The sequence below is a fragment of the Methylobacterium sp. J-026 genome, from assembly GCF_022829585.1.
Taxonomy (GTDB): domain Bacteria; phylum Pseudomonadota; class Alphaproteobacteria; order Rhizobiales; family Beijerinckiaceae; genus Methylobacterium.
The window spans coordinates 1-18996 of record NZ_JAKSYC010000145.1 but is presented as its reverse complement, the minus strand read 5'-3'; the positions used below and the strand labels follow the sequence as shown (position 1 = coordinate 18996).

Sequence of the window (18996 nt, the reverse complement as noted above, 5' to 3'; positions counted from 1 at the left end):
CGATCCCTTTACCGCCCAGTCGAACCTGTTTCACCCCCAGCAGAAGCACCCTGGCAGCCCGCGATCCGCAACGCCGGATGCGCGCCCCCGTCCCCGAACGGTAGCGGGGCAAGGTGCTTCTGGTGGAGGCGCCGGGTACCGCCCCCGGGTCCTGAAGCGTTATTATGAACCGGTCATCAACCTCGCGCGCACCCTACGCCAGAAGTGCCCCCCGGGTCTACAGGGTTGATGGGCTCCAGACGCCCAGGGCTCACCGAGGCGGGCTCCATCCCGATCCGAGTTCAGCTTCCGGCAGACCGGTTCGTGACCATCGCCCTGAGCCGCATGCCGACTGACGATGCCCAGCAGGAGTAACCAACGCGCGCGACTGCGCAAACTCTGCTGTTGCAACTTCAGATTTTGTGGCGAGAATGTGGCATCGACCATAGGACGAGGGTGCTGACATGCGGTGCGGATCGCTCGTTCTAGTCGCGGCCCTGGCCGCCTCGCCGGTCAATGCTGCTCCGCGGCCGCCGGCCTATTACTCTGCCGAAGAGGGCTTCAATTCAAGCTACGCTCTGCGGGAGCGCGTCATCGCGCAGACGATGCTGATCAGCGCGGGTTACCAGAATGCCGTCCCCACTGAGCGCTTCACCCTGCACACCTTTAACGCCATCCGAGACTTCCAAATCGCCAACAGTCTTACGCCGTCGGGAAGCTTGGACAAGGCAACCTCAGACAAATTGTTCGCCGTGGCGCGCCCCATGTTCAACATGTGGGACTTCCGCCAGATCGGACATCCGACGCGGGGGCGGCCTATCTGGATACCCCAGGGCATGGGCCTTCGCCCCTATCCCAATAGAAACGGCCTCACCTACCGCGACGCCACCGATCGGGTCCAAGTGTCCTACAACTATTTCTCCGGAACGACGCCGGAGGCCGTGTATGCCGGCCTTTTGGAGAAGATGCGCGGCAACGGCACCGTCATCCATTATTCGGTTCTCAAGGATGGTTGGTTCGTCATCTCCGCGACGACGGGAGACGGGGATGACGAGTACGTCCGGTATCACGCGGACGGCGACGGTATCTTGGGCTTCGCGGCCTTCTGGAACAACGCGAAGGGCGTGGTGAATGGCGAGCGCATCGCCGTCCTCATGTCGGCCTCGCTCGGTTCGGTGATGAACGGCCGGCCCTTCGTCGAGCCGCCCGGCTTCCTGGACGAGGAGCCCGCCCGCGTTGCCGCGGCGCCGGCCGTCGTGCCGGTAAGCCGGCCGGATCCGGCCGTCATCCCCCCGGCGCCCAATGTGCTCGCACCCGTGCCGAACCCGGCCGCACCGCCGCCGGTGGCTCGGGCTAAGCCGGAGGACAAGATCTCGACCGGCAGTGGGTTTTTCGTCGACGGGCAGGGGCGATTCATCACGAATAATCACGTCATCGAGACGTGCAAGGATATCGTCGTGAAGACGCCGGATGGACAAATCCGGAAGGCAGCCGTCAGGGCGACTGATGCGGCCAACGACATGGCTTTGATTCAGGTCACAGGAGCCGAGGGTCACAAATTCCCGCCGCTGCGGCTCGGCGCACGGCTCGGCGAAGGCATCGCGACGTTCGGCTACCCTCATCTCGACCTGCTGGCCAACACCGGCAACTTCACGCTCGGCAATGTCACTGCCCTTGCCGGGGTGAACGACGATTCACGGTTCTACCAGATCTCTGCACCAGTCCAGGCCGGCAATTCCGGCGGCCCGGTGCTTGACAATTTTGGCAACGTGGCCGGCGTCGTTCAATCGAAGCTGAACGTTCTCAAAGTTGCGATCGCGTCCGGCGACTTCCCACAAAACATCAACTTTGCGATTAAGGGTGCAATCCTGGCGTCGTTCTTGGAAAGCAACGGGGTTACGATTATGCCAGGCTCGATCACCGGGGCGAAGCTCGATCCGGCCGACCTTGCGGACGCGGCCAAGACGGTCAGCGGCCTCGTGGCGTGCCAGTAGGTCTCGCGCGCGGACCCGCAGCGCTCAGTACCGCACGTCGCGAAAACCGCTGTCGCCGCGGCCGACGACGCCCTGGATCACCGCTTTGGTCGAGGGGCTGAGGCCGCCATCGCCGCGCAGGCGCCGCCCATCGGCCCGTTCCAGCCGGGCGACGTCGTCGGAGCAGCGATCGAGTGCGGTGTGGACCCGGGACGACAGGGGCATACCCCGTTGTGCGGGAGTGCCGCTCATCTCGAACCGCAGGCAGGAGGCGAGGTACCCCTTCAGGTCATCGAAGGCGGCGGCGTGGGCGCTCGACGTGAGAAGGGCGAGCAGCAACGCGGATCGGGCGAGCATCGGGCGCTCCAGGTGAGGATGGATCCTCTCGACAACGCGCGAGCCGGGCTTTGGTGGCGGGTCGCGCCGCGCCCCGCAATTCGCGCCGGCGCGGCCGCACGCCGGGGGCCCGGTTCCCCGGAGCCGCATCACCGTCTCTTCACCATCCGGCGCGAACGGGTCGCTCGAAGTCGGGGCGATCCCGTTGAGGGGACATGGACACGCCCGCGCCTGCCCCGGCGGATCACCCCCCGCCCACGACGGACACCTTGGCCGACCTGCCGGTCGAGGCCTTCGTCCTGGGTTGGCGGATCCTCACGGGCGAGCCGCCGGCGGTCCTGCTCGGCTCACGGACCGCGATGATCGCGCTGCTCGTGGCGTGCGCACCGGTGGTCCCGCTGACGCCGGCAGACCCCGTCTGGGATGCGCCGCTGCGCGGCGACGGCACGCAGCTTTAGCCGCCCGCCGGCATCCAGCGGTCCAGGAACGCGGAGCGGGTGCGATCCGGTGCCGCGGCCGGCAGCGGTGGCATCGATTGCCCCCCGGCGGTGGCCAGATTCGCCGTGACGCGGACGGAGACCGTCGGATCGCGGATCGTTCAGGCTGTGGCGCCCCCCGATGTCCCGGAGCGCCGACCGTCCGTACGCGCCCGCAGCGCGACGCGGCCGGGCCATGGACGGACCGTGCCGGGATCTGTGCCTTGACGAAGCGCCCTCAAACGTAGTCAAAAGTCCCCCTGACGCCCTGAAACCGCAAGATTTCTCAACGGTTTCAAGGCGCCCGCCGGTGTAGCACAGCGGTAGTGCAGCGGTTTTGTAAACCGAAGGTCGGGAGTTCGATCCTCTCCACCGGCACCAATCATTACAATGACTTAGTTCGGATTTTTTCGCCACCAACCGCGTCGAACGAAGATGGGGTAACAATAGGGGTAACGGCTGGGGCATTTCATACAAACCTTTGCTGCCCATATGTGCGTTCCGCCCGTTTCAGCGCGACGCCAATTCATATGCGCTACGTGTTGCGCTCACTTAAGCGCGGCCGTTTGCTCGGAATGGATCCAGGCCATGCTCAACGACGCAGTTCCCGCGTTTCGGTTTAACCGAACTCGTACCCCCTCCCTTTCGAAGCAGCCACCGCACCACGTTACATCGACGAAGGCACACGACAGGTCGCCAACTGCTAAGTCTGCAACTGAACCGGCCGAATTAGGCAGAGCCAGCGCTGGGGCTGGCAGCCGCGACGCCGTGGCCGCCGACGCCGAACGCTTCCTGCATCAGGTCCAAGGTGCCAGGTCGCAGCCGCTCGACAGCGCGGGTTGGCTGCAGCGCGCCGGCTTGAACATCCGCAAGGCGTCGGATGCGCAGCACCTTGAGGCCATCGCACTGTCCTACGCCACATACATCCGAATCAGCGCCAGCCCACTGCAGACCGCGATCATGGCCGAGCTTGAAACGCTGAGCGGGCGCAAACGCTCGCGCACCACCCACGACCTGCACCTCATCGTCGAGCGGTTCGTCTCCTATGGCGGCGAGACCGCGGCCGAGCGGCTGGCGGCGCGCAAGCTGATCAGCCGGGACGTGCGGGCGATCCAGCATCTCGAATCAGCCAAGGTGCTGCCGAGCCGGGTTCAGGCGCTTGCGGCCTCCCCGGGCGAAGGGTTGCACGCCTGGGCGCGTCAGCGGGCATTGGCGAAGCGGGTGTCCTCATCCCCGCCGAATGCGATCGCGACTGCGCGTCAAGCGAAGGCCGAGGCACAGCAGCGCGCGCTGATCCACGAGGTGACGATCACGACTCGGCGGCCGGACGGTACGCGGAAGGCCCGGCAGCGGTACAGGATCTCCGGGGTGCTAAGTTCGGAGATCGCCGGGCTGCGGCGGCGCCTGAAGGGCCTGGAAGGACGATCCGCTCGCAAAGCTTAGCTGGGATGACCGAGCCGACAGCTGAGCGGCATCAGGTCAACCAAGTGCCGCTATGCGCCATGAGCGGACATCAGCTGACCGCCCGGTAGCGGACATTCAGCTTCGGATGGTCGACCGTCCGGTCTTGGCCGATTCTGTTGAAAAACTCGGGTGTTGCAGCGGTTGTGATGAGGTGATTCACTCCTGTCGAGAGACGGAGATCGAAGCAGATGATGGGACCTCGGCAAGTCGCGCAGGGTGCCCTCTTCTACGAGTTCTCGCTCGACACGCACGTTCCCACCGACCATCTGCTTCGCTCCATCGACCGCTTCGTCGATCTCACCGGCCTGCGCCAGGAACTGGCCCCGTTCTACGCCTCGACGGGCCGCCCTTCCGTCGATCCCGAGTTGATGATCCGCATGCTGATCGTCGGCTACTGCCTCGGTATCCGCTCCGAGCGCCGGCTGTGCGACGAGGTCCACCTCAACCTCGCCTACCGCTGGTTCTGCCGGCTCGGCCTGGAGGGCCGCGTGCCGGACCACTCTACCTTCTCCAAGAACCGTCACGGTCGCTTCCGCGGCAGCGATCTCCTGCGCCGCCTGTTCGAGACCGTGCTCGCCCGCTGCATCGCGGAGGGGCTCGTCGGTGGCGAAGGCTTTGCCGTCGATGGCAGCCTGATCAGGGCCGATGCCAATCGGCAGAAGGGGGTCGAAGGCTCTGCCGGCCTGCCGCCCGAGGTCGTGAGCCGCGCCGCTCAGGAGTACCTCGCCGTCCTCGACGAGGCCGCCACGCCGGTGCCGCCCAAGTTCATCTCGCCCGCCGATCCGGCCGCGCGCTGGACTGGAGCGCACGGCGGGCAGGCGTTCTTCGCCTACACGGCCAACTATCTGATCGACCTCGACCACGCGATCATCGTCGACGTCGAGGCGACCACGGCCATCCGGCAAGCCGAGGTCACGGCCGCCAAACGCATGATCGAGCGATCGCGCGAGCGCTTCGACCTCTATCCGGCCCGGCTTGCCGGCGACAGCGGTTACGGTTCGGCCGAGATGCTGGGCTGGCTCGTCTACGAGCACGGCATCGAGCCGCACATCAGCGTGTTCGACAAATCGGCCCGCACCGACGGCACCTTCTCACGCGTGGACTTCACCTACGACCAGCCGGGCGACGTCTACCACTGCCCGGCGGGCCAGGTGCTGACCACGACCGGCACCCTGGTCAACGACGGGGCGACGCTGCTGTACCGGGCGAGCAAGTTCGACTGCGCGCCATGCCCGTTGAAGGCGCGGTGCTGCCCGAACGAGCCAGTGCGCAAGGTCCCGCGCTCGATCTACGAGGGCGCGCGGGACATGGCCCGCGACATCGCGCGGTCCGCGGAAGGCAAGACCTCACGACGCGAACGCAAGAAGGTCGAGATGCTGTTTGCCCACCTCAAGCGCATCCTGAAGCTGGACCGCCTCCGGCTACGAGGACCGAACGGAGCGAAGGACGAGTTCCACCTCGCAGCCGCCGCCCAGAACCTGAGGAAGCTCGCCAAGATCATTCCGGTCCCGCAGCCGCGCCCGGCTTGACCGGCAGGGGAACCCCAGCCCGGGAACGAGGGCTCACCCCGACCGCGCCCCGATCTCGGCCGCCGACGAGTTTTTCAACGAAATCGACCCTTCTCGGACCCTCGGAAGGTCTGCTTTGCAGCAGCTTGGTGGAGGACGCCCCACGTCCGGGTCGGGTGGAGCCCGGAACGTCCGGTCTCGGTCAGAAATGCTGGGAACCTGACGTTGAACACCGAACCGGGTGTGCCTTTTAGCCGGTCGATAGATCGAGCTATCGGCTGGCCGACGCAAATTCGAGGATGCCTTGAACGAGCTTGCGCTGCTGGAACGGCTTGTCGTGGAACACGCCCCGCTCCGGGATGCTCGACAGGGACGGATCGACGGCTAGGGCCGCTATTGGAACGGCAGAACCGGTGGACTTGAGGCAGCCCGCTTCCGCAGGGCGATTCGACGGGAGCGGACCGCGTGGCCCGATCAGGCGGGGCCTCACGGCCCCGGCCGGGGGGACGCGGTCAACGGAACCGGTCGAGCCCGGATGGCTTGCCCCCCGGGATACACGATTTCGAGGCGAGACCTCGGCCAATCGCGAGAAGTGAGTTTTGGTTGGGTTCGACGTCACGGCGTTGTCGCGGAACGAGCTTGAGGCGGAGGTCATACGCCTGCGGTCGCGGCTGCCGGAGGCGGAAGGCGAGGCGTTCCACTGGATGGCGCTGAGGGAGAACGAGGCGAAGCTCCGCGAGAGCGAAGACCATTTCCGGCACACGGTCGAACTCAACCCTCAGGTCCCGTGGACCTGCGACCCAGTTGGCAACATCACCTCGTACTCGAATCGCTGGCTCGACCTGACGGGCCAGGCCCCGGGCGAACCGGACGGCGCGGGCTGGAAGAAGGCCCTGCATCCGGACGACATTCCGCACACGGTCGCGGTGTTCTCGGCTTGCCTCGCCTCGGGCGATCCGGTCGACGTGGACTACCGCATCAACATTGCGGCTGCAGGCGAATACCGCTGGATGCGAGCCAGGGCGCGTCCCCGCCGGGACGAAGCCGGCGCCATCGTGGCTTGGTACGGCGTCGTCGAGGACATCCATGACCGCCGCCTTGCCGAGGAGGCGCTGCAGGCTAGCGAGGCCCGCTACCGGACGCTGTTCGAGACGATCGAGGTCGGGTTCTGCATCATCAGGATGCGCTTCGACGCGGACGGACGGGCGGTCGACTACCTGATCGAGGAAGCCAACCCGGCCTTCGCCCGGCAGACCGGCGCGGACGTCGCCGGTCGGTGGGTCAGCTCGTTCGCGCCCAACCTCGAACGGCACTGGTTCGACCGCTACGGCCGCGTCGCATTGACTGGGGAACCCGCCCACTTCGAGAACTACGCCGCCGTGTTCGGGCGCTGGTTTGACGTGCGTGCGCACCGGGTCGGGGACCCGCGCGACCGCCGCGTCGCGGTCTTCTTCGGCGACATTACCGCACGAAGGAACGCCGAGTTGCGGGCGGAGGCCAACGCGCGCGAACTCCGACTCATCACCGACGCGCTGCCGGTGCTGATCGCGTTCATCGACGCGGGCCATGTCTACCGCTTCGCCAACGATGCCTACCGGGACTGGTTCTTCGTCCCGCCCGGCGAGGTCGTCGGGCGCGATGTCCGCGAACTCCTGGGCCCAGCCGCCTACGCCGTTCGGCGGCCCTTCATCGACCGGGCACTCGGGGGCGAGCCCGTCACCTTCGAGACGGACTGGCCGCACCGCGACGGGCGGCACCGCGTTGCCGAGATTCGCTACCTGCCCCGCCAGGATGACGGCGGCGCGGTCGACGGCTTCCACGTCTTCGTGCAGGACGTGACCGTCCGGGCGCAGACGGAGGCCGACCTAGCCCGCCAAGTCGCCGCCCGGACCGCCGAGCGCGACCAGATCTGGCAAGCTTCGTCCGACCTCTTATGCGTAGCCAACCTCGACGGTTACTTCGTCGGTCTCAACCCGGCTTGGCCGCGGACCCTCGGGTGGACCGAGGCCGAGCTGAAGGCGCGACCGTTCCTCGATTTCGTCCACCCCGACGACATCGCCGCGACCTTGGCGGCGGCGGGGGGGCTGTCGCGCGGGGAGGCCCAACTCACGTTCGAGAACCGCTACCGCCGCAAGGATGGCGGTTACGTCTGGCTGTCCTGGAACGCTGTCCCGCGCGACGGGCTCATCTACTCGTCCGTACGCGACGTCACCGAGATCAAGCTGCAGGGCGAGGCGCTCGCGAAGACGGAGGAGGCCCTGCGGCAGTCGCAGAAGATGGAGGCGGTCGGCCAACTGACCGGCGGCCTCGCGCATGATTTCAACAACCTGCTTGCCGGCATCTCAGGCTCGCTGGAACTGATGCAGACCCGCATGTCGCAGGGTCGCATGGGCGACCTCGACCGCTACATGAGCGTCGCGCAAGGGGCGGCCAAGCGCGCCGCCGCCCTGACGCATCGCCTGCTCGCCTTTTCCCGGCGCCAGACCCTCGACCCCAAGCCCACCAACGTGAACCGCCTGGTCCGGGACATGGAGGAGTTGATCCGGCGTACTGTCGGTCCTGCCGTCCACTTGGAGGTCGTCGGCCTCGCGGGGCTGTGGCCGGCGCTGATCGACCCAGGACAATTGGAGAACGCGCTGCTCAACCTGTGCATCAACGCTCGGGACGCGATGCCGGACGGCGGCCGCATCACTATCGAGACCGCCAACAGGTGGATTGACGAGGCCGGTAGCCGCCAGCACGATCTCGCTCCCGGCCAGTACCTGGGCGTCTGCGTGACCGACACCGGCACTGGCATGGCCCCGGATCTGATCGGAAAGGTGTTCGAGCCGTTCTTCACCACCAAGCCTACCGGCGAGGGCACGGGCCTCGGACTGTCCATGGTCTACGGTTTCGCCCGACAGTCCGGCGGACAGGTGCGGATCTATTCCGAGGTCGGCGTCGGGACGACGGTCTGCCTGTACCTGCCGCGCCACTACGGCGAGGCCGACGAGGATGACGTGGCCCGCAGGCTTGCCGAGGTGGAGCAGGCCGGCCAGGGCGAGACAGTGTTGATCGTGGACGACGAGCCCTCCGTGCGCATGCTCGTCACCGAGGTACTGGAAGACCTTGGCTACACCGCCATCGAGGCCGCCGACAGCGTGGGAGGCCTGAAGGTACTTCAGTCGGACGTGCGCATCGACCTGCTGGTGACCGACGTCGGGCTGCCGGGGGGCATGAACGGGCGGCAGATGGCCGATGCCGGCCGCGAGCGGCGGCCGGACCTGAAGGTGCTTTTTATTACCGGCTACGCCGAGAACGCTGTGCTCGGGAACGGCTACCTGCGCCCCGGCATGCAGGTCCTGACCAAGCCGTTCGTGCTGGAAACCCTCGCCACCCGCATCAAGGATCTCATCGCCGAGGCTTGAACTCGCCGCCAGAGGTTGACCTGCGTCATCGTCCGTAGCGACTGGGGTTCCGCTACGGCGTTGTCAGGCGCGAACCACCGACCGGAGCCGTCATCCTGAACCCGTTCTGTGCCGACTTTCCGCTCGCCGTGGAGGCTCAAAAGGTCATCGAGTTGCGACTGGTGCGGATCGCATGGGGCTGCGCGGAGAGCCAGGCCGAGATGGTCTCAATGGTCAGCAGAAGGTCGTGGCCGCGGTGGAGGCTGCCAATACCCTGATGGCGGGCGGCAGCCACGGTGATGTCATCGCGCGCTACCGGGAGCACGTTGCGGACAACACTCATTGCCTGATGGCCTGAGCCGGCTTCGAAGACGACAAGCAGGAGACTGTCATCAGCTGACCTCGCAGGCGTGCCCGCCTTGAATGCTCGGCTCGATGAAGCGATTACAGAGACCCCCACATCTATCTTTTTCACGTCTGCGGCCATGTCCGCTTCCGGGAGGCGCATAACCGCGCGTGAACGACTGTGTTGGGTCGCAAGCCGAATGACCGCTCGGGGCGCTGAGCGGTCATTCGGCTGCCGACCCAACTCAGACGCCTGGGCCGCCGTTACCGCTTCTCCAAAGCAGCCGCTCGGCAGCCATCCGTCTACTTTGGCTTGGGGTGGAGCGTAGATATCGAAGTGGGCATCGGCGGGGATCCCTACTTTATATTGGGGATATGGTCCACGTTCATATTTTCGAAGTCAGAAAAAGTTTAATTACGCGCTGTAAACCCACTTACAACTGTGAAAGGCGGCGATGAAGGGCAGGCGTATTAATCAAACCCGACTCCTACTATGCTTTGGTGAGCCGCCGCGGGGAGCTAATGTCATTCTTGATCGGCGTCGTCTTAATTTTCTACGTTCTGCCATTCGTCGTCATGGCAGCGATGCCTGGCTGGCGTTCGCTCGCGGTTGCCACAGTAATTGGGGTGGCGCTGGTTGGGGTGCCGTGGTTCGTCCAGCAACGGCATCTCGGCGAGGGGAATGGGCTCGCTGAGGGCATGGCCGTCGCCATGCTATGGTTGATGGCGAGCAGCCTCACCGCCGCCGTGGCCGGGCGTTCGCTGACATTACTCGTACGACGCCCCAGCAGGCGGTGGCGCGCCCTAGGAATCTTGTCTGTGGCCTTTCTGGCCGCACCGGCATTGTATTTCGGCTATGACTACTATCGAGCATGGGAACGCCGACCGCCCTCGAACGAATGCGCTGCGAGGCGATCCTTCGCCATCCGTTTCGGCGACATCGTGTTGCACGTCCCCAAAACTCCTGTAACGATGGTTCAAGCTGGAAACGAGATCTTTTCTTTGGCTAGGCCGGGAGCTGTCCGACGGCTGTGTGCTGCTGTTAATTATCTTCCAGGAGATTTTCAGGCTCAGACGGTAACTCTGTTTGTTGTGAAAATCGTTAACGAGCGTCTTAGACCAGAAATCACGGCGTGGTTGGCTGAGGGATGCCGCGACGCAGCAGACGTCATCAGGCGCTTGACCTGCAGTGCCGACGCTGCACCCGAAATCGAACAGATAACGATCTACGGTTATGCGGATTTTCCGCAGCGCACCGCTTCGGTCGGAGTCGCCCCGACGTACGAGTTCTTCCAGAGGCAGAAAGCAGCCGGAAAATACCCGCTCAACACGGCAACCCAGCGTGGCGCAGCGACCGTCTATTCCGGTGGAACGTGGGTGATGGACGATGAGCGCTCCGTCGTCCAATGTCATCCCCGCGCTTCGAAGGACTTCGATTGCGTTGTAGACATTCGGCTATCAGACGGACTTAACGCCAAGACTCTTTTCACCGTGCGCGGCGACGATGTCGAAGGGGCGTTCAAGCGGGTTAGATCCACGATCCTTGATCTCTATACCGAGTGGCGCAGTGCGCCGTAGTTCAAATATATACCGCTACATCTCCGCAATACACCGTGAGCAGGCCCGGTGTTAATGTCCGATTTTTAGCATTGCCGCTCAGAAGCAGACAGGTAGAAAACCACCCATGCCAGTCGCTCATGTCGCCGTTGACTATTCCCAAAAGCAGCTATTCGTCGGCTGTCCGGGAACTGGGTGTCAAACTGGAAACTTGAACTTGAGCGCCCCATGATGCCACCATGAGAAGACGCACTCTCGTTCGCTCCCTTGGTGCATCGGCTATCGGGCTGATTGCGATCCTCTGCGTCTGCTACTGGCTTAAGCGTCCTGAGCGCTTGTTCTTGCCATCTCTCGCGCAGGGATTGCCTTCCGAGTTCCAGAAGGCCAACGAAGCCTTCAAGACCCGTATAAACGAGAATTTTCCGCTCGGATCGTCAGAGGCAGTGTTGGTACAGCGGCTCCGCGCGGATGGATTTAGGCGGGGCGGGCCGTTCAGGGAAAGTCCTGGCAGGCCTGAATTGTATTCGGCAACCTTCGTACAATTGGGGTTTCCTTGCGAGCTGGCGTGGGTGATCTATTGGCATGCAGAAAATGACAAGCTCACCTTGGTGACAAGCAGCTACACCGGCACGTGCTTGTGAACGGAGGATCCTATCGATTGATGGTTGGTGTGCGCAGCTTTAGCGGGGGGTGAGCGGTCCCAGCGTTTATGTCCGCTCCGATGCATGCGCTGCCCTGAAGCAGACGGGCAGGAAACCACCCTGAGCAGCCATCCCGCTTCCGACCCAACCTCGCCGTAGCCGTGTGTATCAAGAGTGTCGCAAAGCGGACGTCCGTGCCGCTGTTGCTTCGGCAGGATCACGCTTCGCAGAACGCGGATGAGGGGTCGGGCGCATGGTCTCCTTATCGAGTGCCCCGACGACATGATGTTCGAGTGCATCAAGCAGGACGCGGGTTTTGAGCGGCAGGTTGCGGCCACTGGGATACAGCGCAACGATCGGCGCGTCGCCCCCATCCCATCCCGGGAGCACCCTTTCGAGTTGCCCGGTCGCGAGGTCCGCGGCGACATCGACCTGCGACTTCAGCATGATGCCAAGCCCGGCCAAACCCCAATCATGCACGGCGTCTCCGTCGTCGACCCGCAGCCGCCCCGTCGCGGCGAGGTTGACCGTGACGCCCCCCGGTCCGCTGAGATGCCATGGCTCGACGGAGGTGCCGTACCGCAGGAAGGTGTGGCCGACCGCCTCCTCAGGCGTCGCGGGACGACCGGCGGCGTCGAGATAGGCGGGCGATGCCACTAGGATGCGGCGGTTGTCGGTGAGCTTGCGCATCATCGCCGAGCTATCGGTCAAGCCGCCAATGCGGATGGTCACGTCGAGCCCCTCGCCGACGAGGTCCGCCAGACGGTCGTCGAGTTCGAGGCAAACCGCGAGGCGTGGGTAGCGGCGGGCCAAGTCCCCGATCACGGGCACGACGCATCGGCGCCCGAAGGCGATGGGCGCACTCACCCGCAGGGTGCCGGCAGGCTCATCGCGGGAACCGGCCAGTCGCTCCTCCCCGCTCTCGATGGCCTCCAGCGCGCGCTCGACGTCGATCAGTAAGCGGGATCCCTCCTCAGTCGCGCTGAGGGCGCGGGTCGTCCGATGGATCAGTCGGACGCCGACCCGCCTTTCGAGGGTCGCCAGACGCTTGCTGACGACGGCCAGGGTGACACCGAGCCGCCGCGCCGCGGCGGACAGACTCCCCTCGGTGAGGATCGCGCGGAATGTCCGCAACTCATTCAGGTCATCGAGCATCGCACTCTCAACCGCGGGACAAGGTACCCTTGCATCATCGCAGGCTACTCGACCGCCGTGCAATGCTCGATGTTCACCCCATGACGATCGCAGCCCACCCCTTCACCCGCCGGGCGCTGCTCAGCAGCGGACTTGCCGCGGCGGCGGCGTCCGCGCTGCCATCGTCCGTTCATGCACGGGATTTCACGGAGCCGACCATGGCCGACAACGACACTTTCTGGCCCAATAGCGCCCGCCTCGCGGTCAGCTTCTCGCTGATGTTCGAAGCGGGTGGCCAACCGATCTCGGGGGCGGGTGGCGTCATTCCCGATCCGATCGAGCACGGCCTGCCGGACCTGCCGACCAACGCCTTCTTCCAGTATGGCGTCTACGAGGGCATCCCGCGCCTGCTCGACCTGTTCGACCGGCATCAGGTTAAGATGTCGTCCTTCATGATCGGGCAAGCCGTCGAGAAGGCTCCCGACCTCGCGCGTGAGATCGTCCTACGCGGCCACGAAGCCGCCGCCCACGGGCGGACCTGGGAGAACAGTTATTTCCTCGACCCGGAGGCCGAGCGGCGCTTCATCGCCGACGGCGTCGCGGCGATCGAGAACGCGACCGGACAGAGGCCGGTCGGTTGGAATGCCTACTGGATGCGCAACTCGCCCCGTACCCTCGACATCCTGCAGGGGCTCGGCTTCCGCTACCACATCGACGAGCCGAGCCGCGACGAGCCGTTCATCGTCAAGCTCAAGGGCGGCGACTTCGTCACCGTGCCCTACACGTTCCACATGAACGACATCGTGTCGTTCCCCTTCCAGGGCTGGAACCCGGCAGCCTACGAGCAGGCGCTCAAGGACGAGTTCGACCAGCTCTATGAGGAAGGCGCACACCGGCGGCGCATGATGGTCGTGTCGCTGCACGACCGCATCTCAGGCCACGCCAACCGCGTCCGCGTGCTCGACCGGTTCCTCACCTACGCCCGCTCGAAGCCCGGCGTATGGTTCGCCCGCAAGGACGAGATCGCCGAGTGGGCGCTGAAGGCGCGGGCTGGCACGCCGGTCTACGACCGCGGGGCTCCGACCGTGACTGGCCTGCCGGGCTCGGCGGCCTGAAGCGAACGACCGATCGACGATCGCGGATCACCTCCGCGATCGGCCTATCGAAGGCAAGCACCGGCGCCGGCAAGGAGATTTGAGGCATGCCGCACATCGTCGTCGAGGCGACGCCGAAGCTCGCCCGCGCCATCGATTTCGTCCCGTTGTTCGCACAGATCCACCACCGGATCTCCGAGCAGGGAACCGCCCTGCTCGACGATTTCAAGAGTCGCGTCCTCATCGCAGACCGGCATCTCGCCGGGGCCGACTTGGATGCCGAATTCATCGTGGCGCGCCTGATCACCACGAACCCACGGCCCCCCGGGGTCCGGCGCACCATGGCGGCCGTCATCCACGACGTCCTCAGCCGAGCGGTTGCTGCCGAGCCAAAGCCATACTGGTGGCAGTGCTGCGTCCTGATCGAGGCCTTCGACAAGGTCGACTACCTCAAGACGGACTCCCACGGCTGAGCCGTCGATCCGAATGCCAGCAGGAGAGATCCCATGAGTCACGACCTCACAGGCAAGCGCGTCCTCGTCGTGGGCGCCAGTGGCGGCATCGGCCGATCGACGGCGGAAGCGTTCGCGCGAGCGGGCGCCCGCGTCGTGGCGGCGGGACGGCCGGGCACGAGCTTGGACGACGCTGCGCAGGCCTCCGACGGGGAGGCTGCCGGTCTGGACTTCACCGACGATGCGGCCGTGGAGGCATTCTTCGTGGTCCGCGAGCCGTTCGACCATGTGGTCGTGACAGCGGCCTCGACGAAGACTGGACCGGTCGGAGCGCTGTCCCTGGCGGATGCCCAAGCCTCGATGGACTCGAAGTTCTTCGGTGCCTACCGGGTCGCTCGATCAGCGAAGATCCATGATGGCGGCTCACTCACCTTCCTCTCGGGCTTCCTCTCGACCAGGCCCAGCGCGACCTCGGTGCTCCAGGGTGCGATCAACGCCGCCCTTGAAGCCCTGGCGCGCGGCCTCGCCCTGGAGCGGGCACCGGTGCGGGTGAACACGGTCTCTCCCGGCCTGATCGACACGCCGCTCTATGCCGGCATGAGTTCGGGGGGCCGGCAGGCGATGTTCGAGGGTGCAGCCAAGCGGTTGCCCGCCCGGCGCGTCGGCCGGCCCGAGGACATCGCCCAGGCCATCCTCTTCGTTGCCACCAACCCCTACGTCACCGGCACCACGGTGACGGTGGATGGCGGCGGAACGATCGCGTGAGGACGACCATGCCTATCGCGCCCTCCACCCCGGCCCACGCCGCACAAGTCGACGACCGCGCCGCCGTCGCGCTCGCCAAGTCGCAGGAATTGATCGTCGACGAGAGCCTGCCTGCCGCGACCGTGTCGGCTATGCTGACGCCGGTCGACGCCTTCTACGGCTTCTGGAACAGTGGCAGCCAGACGCTACTAGACCAAGCGCTCGGCCCGAACTTCACCGATCACACGCCGCCGCCCGGTCGGCCGCCGGGACCGAGTGGCCCCGCCACCGCGGGCAAGGCGTTCCTGGCTGCCGTACCCGACCTGAAGGTGACGGTGGTGCAACAGCTGGTGGTCGGTGACCGTGTGGTGAGCCACCTGCGCTTCGCTGGCCGTTTCACCGGACGCTTCTCGGGCGTCGAGGGGAAAGGCCAGGCGATCGACTTCATCGCCACTGACATCCTGCGCGTGGCGGGCGGGCGCATCACCGATAATTGGCACTTGGAGGACAATCTAACTTTTTTGCGTCAAGCCGGGCTGCTGCCCGCTGCGAGCGACTGATGGTACCCCAGTGTAAGTAGTATGTACGAAGGTGTACAATGAACTGTTGCATGCGGAGTACCGCACGTTTGCTTCTTCCAGCCCTCAACTCGATAGCAGATTAGCGGCTTTCCACCCTTTTCGGACTCACGAGGTAGGCGCGACGGCCCCTTGGGGCCGCCGCGGTGAGTGTCAGATGTCGGTCTGCTCCGACATCACCAGCGCATCGTCTGCTTCGATGCCGAGGTAGCGAACCGTGCTCTCTAGCTTCGTGTGCCCGAGCAGCAGCTGGCAGGCGCGCAGGTTGCCGGTGCGCCGGTAGATCAGCGCGACCTTCGTCCGGCGCAGGCTGTGCGTGCCGTAGCCCGCTGGGTCGAGGCCGATCAGCGTCACCCACTCGTCGACGAACTGCCAGAACTCGGCACGCGACGCCCGGCCCTGGAACACCGCGTAGCGCTTCATCGCTTTCAGGTAGCCCCCCACCCCCTGTCCCCTTCGTTCTGTGGTCGATGTTGCGATGCTGCGGTGCCGACAGCTTGAAGTAATCAGGGACTGTTGGTCCGTCGATTGTCAAGCCGTCGATCGTGCCCTGTCGCGCGATGGAAGCGCGGGGCATTATTGGTTGGAACTTGCGTCGGCTGCGGGTCGAGCAGGGCCTGTCTCAGGAGCGGTTGGCGCTCGCCTCGGGCATCGACCGGGCCTACGTCGGCCGGGTCGAACGCGGGTCCGAGAACGTGACGATCGCCACCCTCGAAGCCTTCGCCACCGTCCTTGGCGTGCCAATCGCCAACCTGCTGACTGAACCGGATCAAGGCGCCGCCGCACCCAAACCATTGCGGGCCGGGCGAAAGCCGAAGCCGTAACCCTAGGGCCGGACCGATGCTCATGACCAAGCCGTCAGCGCGTCGAGGTCAGATAGGATCAGGCGCAGCTCGCGCCAGGGCGAAGTGTCCCGAAGTGAGGCGCCCGGTTCCTGCCAGCTCAGCAGGACCAGCAACTTCAACATGATCCCTGTTGCGGTTGAGGCTGGCGTGGCGAGCAGGGTCGAAACCGCTGCCAGAACGTCATCGCCAGCGGCCGCCTCACGGGCCAGCGCGGCGGTCAGGCCAGTATTGACCGCCGCTTCAACCCAAAGCCGCTGGCGACGCTGGAAAGCGCGCTGAAGCCGTTCGCGCTGGCGCCCTTGTGGCACATGCTGCTCAATGGTGGCCCAGTCGGCGGCGAAACGGGCTCGGATGCCGGCGGCGGAAGGTAGGCGCACCCGCGGGTAGCCGATATCAGCGACCAACCCCGCCTCGAGCCAATCGGCCTCCGCGAGGGCAGCTTCGTGGTTGGTCAGCAGGGTTTGGTACTCCGCGAACAGCGACGGGATCGGGTCTGGGGTTGGAGTCCTGCTCGACGAGGCCGTGGTGGTTGGCGCGGTGTCGATCCGCTGATTCGATGCCGTCGCCAGGGAGCCCATCAGGGCCAGCAACCGCCGTCTGGTCGGTGCCGCCCCCGTCGTCTCGGGAGCGATGGATCTTGACGTGCCGCCGGCCTCGCTGCGGCTGGCGTTCGGGTCCATGGGAAGGCCTGCGCTCACGGCTCAATACTCGTCGGCGCGCATAATCGTCAGCACGCGGGTCGTGACGTTCGGGTCGGCGGGATCCGGCGAATGGCCGAGGAGCGCCCGATCGTAGGTGTCGATCTTCCAGAAGAAGGTCTCGCCCCCGACCTCGACCGCACCGAAGTCGTGCTCGCCGTATGGGTCGTTGTCGGGATCAAAGCTGCTGAAGCGGCGTACGGCCAGCAGTAGGACGATGCGGTCGGCCTCGGGTAGCTCGACCACGCCGGGGGTCTCGACCACCTGCCCACCGCTGAAGGTTCGCCGGAAGGCGTCGTTCAGAGCCCGCACCCGCGCGACGGGGTCAGCCGCCGCGGGGTTCGACCCAGCGTTATAGATCTGGGTGTTCATGGCAGATTCTCCTCAGGCCACTTCGATTGCGGCGGTGTTGGGGTGCAGCAGGGCCATGTGTTCGCGCCGCCGCACGAGGAGTGGGAGGTCCGGCCAGTCGCGCCATCGTAGGCTGAAGATCCCTCCGGCCTTCGCTTCGATGACCTCGGCCTCATACCAGCCGTCCTGCTCGCCCTCGGTGATCAGCACCAAGCTGCCGACCACGACGCCGACCCAACTCCGCGGGTAACGGGCCTCCCCGCTCGACGGTGCCTTGGGGGTTTGGTCGCCCACATCGCTTGTGGCCGCAGCAGACGTCAGCGCAACCGCTGCGCCTGGCGCGGGATTGATAGAAGCCGTTACCTCGGCCGGCCCAGCCAAGACGCTCAGGCGATCGTACACGCCCTTTTTGACGAAAGGCACGAAGGCCCGACCGGAAGAGAACACCCGGCCCTGGGGCAACTCAGTCGCGATGTTTTGGTGCGCCTCAGTACTGAGAGGGAGGGCTCGCATGTTCATAACCCCGGCGGCCTTTGTCGCGAGGGAGGTATCGGGCTCGGCGAACCATGAGGCGTGCGGTTTCCCGTCCTTATCGGCGCCGAACACGATCAGCGCTGGTGTGGGCTTAATAGCCGAGGCTTCCGTCTTGGTGTCGATATCGGTGCCTCTTGCTGGGTCGGGATTCTTCGCCTGCTCTTCGGCCCTGGTAACGATCGGGATCATGGCATGCTCCTGAAATGCGAAAGGGGCCCCGGATGGGACCCCTTGCTCGGTGTGGATGGGCGGGTGAGGCTCGATGAAGAGCTCGGCCGCAGGTCGCGGTGCGATCGCTTTCGTGGCGGCGGTGGTCGAAACATCATGGCCTCAAGCTTTGAGCAGCTTCGCATCGCCCGCCACAAGTTTTATAGGATTTTAGTCTTATTGTCAACCAGGTGAGCAATGGCGCACTTTCGCCCGTCAGTTTTGGCGACGGTCACAGAGGTCGAAAGCAGGGCACTGCCGCTGCTGACAGCCTAACCGATCGTCAATGCGATTGCCGTTGCAGATGTCCCACCCAGCCTCCGCGCAAAAGCCCCACAGCGCCGCTTGAACAAAACGAGGAAAGGTCGCGGGGAAGTCCGGGTTGTAGGCTTGAGCATTGATCCGGCAGGCCAAACCCTCGATGATTTCCGTACAGCCCCCAGGCGCGGTACAAGCCAGCCCGAAGGCGTGTTCGGCGTTGAAGCGCGCCAAGGTGCCGGTCCGACGCAGGAAATTATGAACGAGGGAGTCGACGGCGATCATCCACGATCCAGCTGTGACCCAGCGTTCCCGGTTCGGGTCGGCGCCGAGCAGAAGGTCAGCCAGCATCATCGCCCAGAGCTTCGGGCCGATGCCGTAGATCCCGCAGAGGGGACCAAGAACGGCCTTCCGCAGGCGCGGACCACGTTCGGGC

General features: G+C 65.3%; 16 protein-coding genes, 1 tRNA gene, 1 other RNA gene and 3 pseudogenes. 13 read left to right on the top strand and 8 right to left on the bottom strand.

The window, feature by feature from the left end; translation table 11 throughout:
* Positions 1-173: a transfer-messenger RNA gene (gene ssrA, locus MKK69_RS13830) on the bottom strand; the annotation flags it as partial.
* Between the two features lie 270 nt (positions 174-443).
* On the opposite strand from ssrA, the gene MKK69_RS13825 reads away from it, so the two are divergent.
* Positions 444-1973, top strand: a complete 1530-nt coding sequence (locus tag MKK69_RS13825; protein WP_243968556.1) for a serine protease — start codon at positions 444-446, stop codon at positions 1971-1973.
* 24 nt (positions 1974-1997) lie between these two features.
* Here the strand turns inward: MKK69_RS13825 and MKK69_RS13820 are convergent, their stop codons facing one another.
* Positions 1998-2309, bottom strand: a complete 312-nt coding sequence (locus tag MKK69_RS13820; protein ID WP_243968554.1) for a hypothetical protein — start codon at positions 2307-2309, stop codon at positions 1998-2000.
* 248 nt (positions 2310-2557) lie between these two features.
* On the opposite strand from MKK69_RS13820, the gene MKK69_RS13815 reads away from it, so the two are divergent.
* The 7 genes and pseudogenes from MKK69_RS13815 (at position 2558) to MKK69_RS13785 (ending at position 11045) form a co-directional block, all read left to right on the top strand.
* Positions 2558-2746 (top strand): hypothetical protein, encoded by a 189-nt coding sequence (locus MKK69_RS13815; protein ID WP_243968552.1) that lies wholly within the window; start codon positions 2558-2560, stop codon positions 2744-2746.
* Between the two features lie 324 nt (positions 2747-3070).
* Positions 3071-3145: transfer RNA gene (locus MKK69_RS13810), tRNA-Thr, on the top strand.
* A 387-nt stretch (positions 3146-3532) separates the two neighbouring features.
* The gene (locus MKK69_RS13805) at positions 3533-4207 is read left to right on the top strand and encodes a hypothetical protein (protein ID WP_243968550.1); all 675 of its coding nucleotides are present in this window, start codon (positions 3533-3535) and stop codon (positions 4205-4207) included.
* Between the two features lie 209 nt (positions 4208-4416).
* Positions 4417-5757 carry a transposase gene (locus MKK69_RS13800; protein WP_243968548.1) on the top strand — a complete coding sequence of 447 codons (1341 nt, stop codon included), beginning with the start codon at positions 4417-4419 and terminating at the stop codon, positions 5755-5757.
* Between the two features lie 578 nt (positions 5758-6335).
* A complete protein-coding gene (locus tag MKK69_RS13795) occupies positions 6336-9143 on the top strand; it encodes a PAS domain-containing sensor histidine kinase (protein WP_243968547.1) in 2808 nt (935 codons plus the stop codon).
* Positions 9144-9235: 92 nt separating this feature from the next.
* Positions 9236-9480, top strand: a pseudogene (locus MKK69_RS13790) (hypothetical protein).
* A 518-nt stretch (positions 9481-9998) separates the two neighbouring features.
* Entirely contained in the window at positions 9999-11045 is a 1047-nt protein-coding gene (locus MKK69_RS13785; protein WP_243968545.1) for a hypothetical protein, read from the top strand.
* 788 nt (positions 11046-11833) lie between these two features.
* Here MKK69_RS13785 and MKK69_RS13780 read toward each other — a convergent pair.
* Entirely contained in the window at positions 11834-12820 is a 987-nt protein-coding gene (locus MKK69_RS13780; protein WP_243968543.1) for a LysR family transcriptional regulator, read from the bottom strand.
* Between the two features lie 197 nt (positions 12821-13017).
* Between MKK69_RS13780 and MKK69_RS13775 the strand changes: the two genes are divergently transcribed.
* From MKK69_RS13775 to MKK69_RS13760, 4 genes are all read left to right on the top strand, one after another.
* On the top strand, positions 13018-13914 hold the full coding sequence (locus MKK69_RS13775; protein ID WP_243968542.1) for a polysaccharide deacetylase family protein: 897 nt from the start codon (positions 13018-13020) through the stop codon (positions 13912-13914).
* Between the two features lie 86 nt (positions 13915-14000).
* A complete protein-coding gene (locus MKK69_RS13770) occupies positions 14001-14366 on the top strand; it encodes a hypothetical protein (RefSeq protein ID WP_243968540.1) in 366 nt (121 codons plus the stop codon).
* A gap of 33 nt (positions 14367-14399) precedes the next feature.
* Complete coding sequence (locus tag MKK69_RS13765; RefSeq protein WP_243968538.1) at positions 14400-15110, top strand: SDR family oxidoreductase; 711 nt, start codon at positions 14400-14402, stop codon at positions 15108-15110.
* 8 nt (positions 15111-15118) lie between these two features.
* Positions 15119-15649, top strand: a complete 531-nt coding sequence (locus MKK69_RS13760) for an ester cyclase (RefSeq protein WP_243968536.1) — start codon at positions 15119-15121, stop codon at positions 15647-15649.
* Positions 15650-15820: 171 nt separating this feature from the next.
* Here MKK69_RS13760 and MKK69_RS13755 read toward each other — a convergent pair.
* A pseudogene (locus tag MKK69_RS13755) lies at positions 15821-16033 on the bottom strand (integrase); the annotation flags it as partial.
* A 194-nt stretch (positions 16034-16227) separates the two neighbouring features.
* Here MKK69_RS13755 and MKK69_RS13750 point away from each other — a divergent pair.
* On the top strand, positions 16228-16491 hold the full coding sequence (locus MKK69_RS13750; RefSeq protein ID WP_243968534.1) for a helix-turn-helix domain-containing protein: 264 nt from the start codon (positions 16228-16230) through the stop codon (positions 16489-16491).
* Between the two features lie 20 nt (positions 16492-16511).
* Here MKK69_RS13750 and MKK69_RS13745 read toward each other — a convergent pair whose 3' ends face one another.
* From MKK69_RS13745 to MKK69_RS13730, 4 genes and pseudogenes are all read right to left on the bottom strand, one after another.
* A complete protein-coding gene (locus MKK69_RS13745) occupies positions 16512-17192 on the bottom strand; it encodes a hypothetical protein (RefSeq protein WP_243968532.1) in 681 nt (226 codons plus the stop codon).
* Positions 17193-17213: 21 nt separating this feature from the next.
* Positions 17214-17582: a DUF3768 domain-containing protein gene (locus tag MKK69_RS13740; RefSeq protein ID WP_243968530.1), complete on the bottom strand. Its 369-nt coding sequence runs from the start codon at positions 17580-17582 to the stop codon at positions 17214-17216.
* A gap of 12 nt (positions 17583-17594) precedes the next feature.
* Positions 17595-18284, bottom strand: a complete 690-nt coding sequence (locus MKK69_RS13735; protein ID WP_243968529.1) for a hypothetical protein — start codon at positions 18282-18284, stop codon at positions 17595-17597.
* A 234-nt stretch (positions 18285-18518) separates the two neighbouring features.
* Positions 18519-18996 (bottom strand): annotated as a pseudogene (locus tag MKK69_RS13730) (hypothetical protein); the annotation flags it as partial.

Coding starts and splice junctions, on each gene's coding strand:
- MKK69_RS13780 (WP_243968543.1), bottom strand. CDS start 12,820: ATGCTCGATGACCTGAATGAGTTGCGGACATTCCGCGCGATCCTCACC.
- MKK69_RS13745 (WP_243968532.1), bottom strand. CDS start 17,192: ATGGACCCGAACGCCAGCCGCAGCGAGGCCGGCGGCACGTCAAGATCC.
- MKK69_RS13820 (WP_243968554.1), bottom strand. CDS start 2,309: ATGCTCGCCCGATCCGCGTTGCTGCTCGCCCTTCTCACGTCGAGCGCC.
- MKK69_RS13800 (WP_243968548.1), top strand. CDS start 4,417: ATGATGGGACCTCGGCAAGTCGCGCAGGGTGCCCTCTTCTACGAGTTC.
- MKK69_RS13740 (WP_243968530.1), bottom strand. CDS start 17,582: ATGAACACCCAGATCTATAACGCTGGGTCGAACCCCGCGGCGGCTGAC.
- MKK69_RS13735 (WP_243968529.1), bottom strand. CDS start 18,284: ATGATCCCGATCGTTACCAGGGCCGAAGAGCAGGCGAAGAATCCCGAC.
- MKK69_RS13765 (WP_243968538.1), top strand. CDS start 14,400: ATGAGTCACGACCTCACAGGCAAGCGCGTCCTCGTCGTGGGCGCCAGT.
- MKK69_RS13770 (WP_243968540.1), top strand. CDS start 14,001: ATGCCGCACATCGTCGTCGAGGCGACGCCGAAGCTCGCCCGCGCCATC.
- MKK69_RS13825 (WP_243968556.1), top strand. CDS start 444: ATGCGGTGCGGATCGCTCGTTCTAGTCGCGGCCCTGGCCGCCTCGCCG.
- MKK69_RS13760 (WP_243968536.1), top strand. CDS start 15,119: ATGCCTATCGCGCCCTCCACCCCGGCCCACGCCGCACAAGTCGACGAC.
- MKK69_RS13750 (WP_243968534.1), top strand. CDS start 16,228: ATGGAAGCGCGGGGCATTATTGGTTGGAACTTGCGTCGGCTGCGGGTC.
- MKK69_RS13775 (WP_243968542.1), top strand. CDS start 13,018: ATGGCCGACAACGACACTTTCTGGCCCAATAGCGCCCGCCTCGCGGTC.